Origin of the sequence: Lentilactobacillus farraginis DSM 18382 = JCM 14108, assembly GCF_000583655.1 — a bacterium.
In the GTDB taxonomy this organism is placed as follows: domain Bacteria; phylum Bacillota; class Bacilli; order Lactobacillales; family Lactobacillaceae; genus Lentilactobacillus; species Lentilactobacillus farraginis.
In genome coordinates, this window is record NZ_BAKI01000085.1 from 1 (window position 1) to 2811 (window position 2811).

General features: G+C 42.7%; 3 protein-coding genes. All 3 read right to left on the reverse strand.

What is annotated here, in order from left to right; genetic code table 11:
* Positions 1-141 precede the first annotated feature (141 nt).
* Positions 142-1350 carry a D-alanyl-D-alanine carboxypeptidase family protein gene (locus tag JCM14108_RS13635; RefSeq protein ID WP_237745853.1) on the reverse strand — a complete coding sequence of 403 codons (1209 nt, stop codon included), beginning with the start codon at positions 1348-1350 and terminating at the stop codon, positions 142-144.
* A 334-nt stretch (positions 1351-1684) separates the two neighbouring features.
* Positions 1685-1903 (reverse strand): DUF3923 family protein, encoded by a 219-nt coding sequence (locus JCM14108_RS13640; RefSeq protein WP_235807204.1) that lies wholly within the window; start codon positions 1901-1903, stop codon positions 1685-1687.
* Between the two features lie 75 nt (positions 1904-1978).
* Positions 1979-2719 carry a glycosyltransferase family 2 protein gene (locus JCM14108_RS13645; protein ID WP_191978557.1) on the reverse strand — a complete coding sequence of 247 codons (741 nt, stop codon included), beginning with the start codon at positions 2717-2719 and terminating at the stop codon, positions 1979-1981.
* Positions 2720-2811 lie beyond the last annotated feature (92 nt).

Consider the following 2811-nt stretch of genomic DNA (forward strand, 5'->3'; position numbering starts at 1 on the left):
GTAAAAAATAAGTCATGCTAATGTATCAAAATGGTAAAAAATAAATTGGCTGAACTTGAAAAAACGTCACGCGTAAAAAAGCCAAAGCAACTTATCAAAAATTGCTTTGGCTTAATTCAATTATTTTGAGATTAACTTGATTTATAAGTGCTTAAAAGCATTATTGATGACTCGGACCAAACCGCTGATAATGCCACCCAGGAAGTTGCCAATCTTGGATAGCAGGGACCTGTGGGGCGTCGTTTTTTTAGTCTGCTTTTTAGGTGCCGAGATTGTTTTGGCCGCCAGCATTGGAACTTTAGCAGTCCCATTTCCGACCCGCAGTAGGGCATTGCCTACCGTTGTGCCCTGTTCAATCGGTAATTTCTGGTTCACAGCAGTATATTGCTCATGAATTGTCGGCTTAGCGGTTTTGGTTTTCCAAACAATTGCCTGGTTATCCTGTGGCAATGCCGTCACTTGATGGCCATCAATCTTGAAGTTTTGTTTCTGCAACGGATAGGTAACCGTTGTATAGTTCTTTTCAATGGATCTAACCAGTCTTTCCATTGATGAAAAGATCGTGTTACTGTCAATAATCGTCGCGATCAAGTGCCGGCCCTTATGCCAGAACGAGACGGTTAAACAAAGCCCGGCCGTTTCCGTAAATCCGGTTTTCAAGCCGTCAACGTGTTCACTTTTTTTATAATAAACATCGCCCTTTAACAATCGATTACTATTGACCAAAACCTGACCGTCAATCTTCATCGACGGCTTGGAACTCCACTTGGTAATCGCTGGAAATTCACCGAGAACTTTGGCCGCCACTGTCGAAATTGCTTTGGCACTCACCATGTTCTGCGCTTTCTTCCCAGTTCCGGGAACCTGCAGTCCATATTTGCTTAAGTCGGTATTGTCCAAACCGGAACTGCTAACGAAGTGGGCATCCAATTGCCACTTTTTAGCCTGCCGGTTCATCATATCGATAAACTTGGTATTGTTGCCGTTCGCTACCAACTCGCCAAGTGCAATTGCGGCTGAATTAGATGATGCAATTAAAGCCGCCTGATACAACTGTTTAACCGTATACTGCTTGGACTTTTTGATTTTAAAAGATCCCAAGGCATAGCTTTTACTCATTTTGATCAATGACTTGCTGACGGGGACCTTTTGATTCCAGGATATTTGATGTTGGTCAATCGCTTTCTTTGTTAGGTACAACGTCATTAACTTGGATAGGCTGGCAATTGGCCGCTTCTGATTGCCGTCTTTTTGGTACAGCATCTGGCCTGATTTAGCATCCATCACATAAATTTCTTTGGCTTCAAATTTATACTTACTTTTTGCCTGGCTGTTTTTTAGCTGATCCAAATGCTGCTAAAAAACAGGTAACTGCCAGAATAATCGTCATTAGTTTGGTAACTCGGGAAGTGCCTCGCACAATCAAACAACCTCCAGTAATTTCTTAATATCTGATATATCATACCGCTTTCCAGTCAAAAAGAAACTATTCCGGATAAATTCTTTACCTAAAATTTACTCGGTCTTCACAGTAAATTCACAACTTAACATTGTTGCAAGAAAAGTCATCATTTTGATAATCAGAGCTGCAAGAAATCATTCTATTTACCGGCCTGACACAAATTAAAACGCCTCTCCAACAACACACTGGTGTCACTGCAAGGCGTTTTAAATCACGTTAATGTTAAGGACGCTTTGGCTTTCGTCTTTGAATTCCAAATAATACCATCAATTGAATAAGTACCACAAATAGAAAAACAACGCCCAGTACTATCAAGGCCGCCAACTTTGCGCCCGGCGTCTGGATAGCACCAGCCCCGTCTACTCGACGGACCATCAAAAAGACGGTCATGAAACCAAAAATAATCGCAATAATTAGATTGCTAAACCACCAAGCTTTCATTCTCACCAGCTCCTCACCCATCTTGTTAAAATGTCCGGTACCCATAAAGCCATCGCTGTTAACAATTACTTACCGTTATGGTATCAAGTTCATCCCCATCTCGTCAATGTGACGGCGCACGAGCTGTTCTCTTGCCCGCATCCGGTAAGTGGCGCTGTGAATAATACTGTTGCCACGGTTGACCTTGTTATAAAGCGGGACGTCATAAAACCGGAACCTATGGGACACCAACATATAATCAGCCGTAAATAACAGGTCTTCGGCCAACTCGAGCGACTCATCGAAACGAATGTGATATGCTTGAATAGTTGCCAGCCGAAAGCCTTTGTTCCAAGTGTAGCCGCCAATACCGTCATCACCGAAATTAATCGAATCGTATGCCCGCCGTTTGGTGATTTCTTCAAATTCGGGGTGTGGTTGCTGACCACGTCCTCGCCAACCCCAGTTATAACCAACAATCATTAAATCAACGCCTGGATCCGCCAGACCGGCAACCATCACTTCCAAATAAGTTGAGTCCAACAAATCGTCACCATCCACAAAGACAATGATCTCGCCCTTGGCATGATCAATCGCATAGTTGCGAGCTTTGGAAACACCCTCGTGCTTTTTAAAGTAGTGAGGCTTGATGCGGTTGTCTTTTTCAGCAAAAGCCGCGATAACTTCAGCTGTTTGGTCGGTTGACGCGTCATCAACCAAAATAATTTCAAAATTTTGGTAAGTCTGTTTAAAGACACTGGTCAACGTTTTTTCAAAGTATGAGCCTAAATTGTATGCAGGGATCGAAATCGTTACTAACGGCGCATAATCTTCCATGATAAAGTCCCTCCGTTCGCTAATCCACTTACCTTTGAGGTCAGTTTATCCTTGAATTGGAGCTTGGTCAAACAAATCAACTCCAATTGATT